Annotated in this window: 3 protein-coding genes; 1 reads left to right on the top strand and 2 read right to left on the bottom strand. The window is 62.4% G+C overall.

All coding sequences use genetic code 11. From position 1 onward, the window contains the following. The coding region (locus EN893_RS29945) for an MFS transporter (protein WP_164901232.1) at positions 1-453 on the bottom strand (453 nt) is incomplete at its 3' end. Between the two features lie 125 nt (positions 454-578). Beyond that, positions 579-1,361, bottom strand: a complete 783-nt coding sequence (locus tag EN893_RS29940; protein ID WP_164748893.1) for a UDP-2,3-diacylglucosamine diphosphatase — start codon at positions 1,359-1,361, stop codon at positions 579-581. A gap of 151 nt (positions 1,362-1,512) precedes the next feature. Here EN893_RS29940 and EN893_RS29935 point away from each other — a divergent pair. Next, positions 1,513-2,253 (top strand): SDR family oxidoreductase (locus EN893_RS29935; protein ID WP_164901231.1); only part of this gene is annotated, 741 nt, incomplete at its 3' end.

The raw sequence follows: 2,253 nt of genomic DNA, 5'->3' as shown, positions 1-2,253 counted from the left end.
GGAGATCGAGCCCCATTTGCGCATGCTTGTGTAGTTCGAACCGAAGCGGCGGACACCCGAAAGCGCCAGCGAATCGGCGATCGGCGAATGCGGCGTCCAGACAATGGTCAGCGCCAGTGAGACCGCCAGCACCATCGCATAGGTCGATGGCAGGAAATAGCCTGCCGACAGGAGCAGTGATGCAGCCATCAGCGCGACATAGACATCGGCGCGGTCCCTGGCACGGTCGGCCAACGCGGTCAGTAACGGCGTCGTCACCACGCGCAGGAACATCGGCGCCGCCAGAATGACGGCGATCTGCTCGGCGTGAAAACCCTTGGCCTGCAGCCACAGTGGAAAATAAGGCAAATGCGTTCCGAGCGGCACGTACAGCGTCGCGAAGATCAGGCTCATGCGCAGTTCGAAATGGCGCGGCTTGACGAGTTGTTCGGGCGAGAGCTGCGGCAGGGCCATGAATCGATCCAATCGCGCTGTATTCGACCGGACGGCAACGCGTATCGATCCCTTAACATGGACGAAAACCGGACGAAACCGGTTGGACTAATTGATCGATTCCGAAGCCCGAAAAAGACTTCGGACTATGCCGCCTGCCCTACCCGGTCCGCGATGAGCAACGGGACAAAGGGCTCGTCCGGCGCTTCTGGCAGCACCTGCGCCCAGGTCAGGATTTCCATGCGGCCGTCAAAATGCTCGACCACGGCCGTGCAGCTTTCCACCCAGTCGCCGGTGTTGATGTACTGGACATCGCCAAAATTCTCGATGACGGCATGATGGATGTGGCCGCAAATGACGCCGTCGACGTGTGAACGACGCGCCTCATCCGCAAGCATGGTCTGGAACGAGCCGATGAAGTTCACCGCTTTCTTGACGTTGTGCTTGGCCCAGGACGAAAACGACCAATACGGCAGGCCGAGCAGTTGCCGCAGCCGCGTCACCACGCGATTGACCAGCATGGCCGCGTCATAGGCGTGATCACCGAGATAGGCGAGCCAGCGCGCATTGTGGACCACGGTGTCGAACTGGTCGCCATGGATGACGAGCAGGCGCTTGCCGTCGGCGGTCTCGTGGATGGCACGGTCGGCGACGACGATGCCGCCGAAATGCACGCCCTGGAACTGGCGGGCGAACTCGTCATGGTTGCCGGCGATGTAGGTGATGTTGGCGCCCTTGCGCGCCTTGCGCAGCAGTTTCTGCACGACGTCATTGTGGCTTTGCGGCCAGTGCCAGCTCCGCCGCAGCCGCCAGCCGTCGACGATGTCGCCCACCAGATAGATGATATCGGCATCGTGATATCGAAGGAAATCGATCAGGAACTCGGCCTTGGCCGCCTTCGAGCCCAGATGGACGTCGGATATGAACATGCTGCGGAAAGTGCGGGGCTCTTGGCCGGACATCGCGATTTCACCGTTGCTTTCGCGAGCCTATGCCCCGATTCATGCAACAACCGTATGACGGTTGCGATTGGTCCAGCCGAAGGACTAGCTTGCCGGCCAAATCACAGGAGAAATCGTCATGGATCTCGGTATCCGCGGAAAGAAGGCCATCGTCTGCGCTTCGAGCAAGGGACTTGGGCGCGGTTGCGCCATGGCGCTGGCCGAGGCCGGCTGCGATGTCGTGGTCAACGGGCGCAACGCCGAACTGGTGGCGAAAACCGCCGCGGAGTTGCGCGAGCGATATGGCGTCACGGTGACGGAAGTCGTCGGCGACGTTTCGAAGCCGGAGGTGCAGAAGGCGCTGCTCGCGGCCTGTCCCGAGCCGGATATCCTGGTCAACAACAATGGCGGCCCGCCGCTTCGCGATTTCCGCACGCTCGATCGCGAAAAGATCCTCGAAGGCGTCACCCAGAATATGGTGACGCCGATCGAGCTCGTGCAGGCCGTGCTGGACGGCATGGCGGCACGCGGCTTCGGCCGCATCGTCAACATCACATCGCTGTCGGTCTATGTGCCCATTCCCGGCCTCGACCTGTCGTCCGGCGCGCGTGCCGGCCTGACCTCGTTCCTTGCCGGCGTGGCCAGAACGGTGATCGACCGCAACGTGACCATCAACAGTCTTTTGCCGGGCAAACTCGACACCGACCGGCTGCGCGGCCCGCACGAGGCCGGCACCATCGAGGATCCTGCCGCAGCCGCTGCACGCAAGACCCGCATCAGCGCTGATGTTCCGGCCAAGCGGCTCGGCACGCCGGAAGAATTCGGCCAGATCTGCGCCTTCCTGTGCTCGGTCCATGCGGGCTATCTGACCGGGCAGAAC

Source organism: Mesorhizobium sp. M7A.F.Ca.CA.004.04.2.1, assembly GCF_004022825.1.
Lineage (GTDB): Bacteria > Pseudomonadota > Alphaproteobacteria > Rhizobiales > Rhizobiaceae > Mesorhizobium.
The sequence above is the reverse complement of the archived record's forward strand: the minus strand, read 5'-3'. Positions and strand labels throughout refer to the sequence as shown.

Excerpts from the sequence above, each read along its gene's own strand:
- EN893_RS29940 (WP_164748893.1), bottom strand. The coding sequence starts at position 1,361 with ATGTTCATATCCGACGTCCATCTGGGCTCGAAGGCGGCCAAGGCCGAG.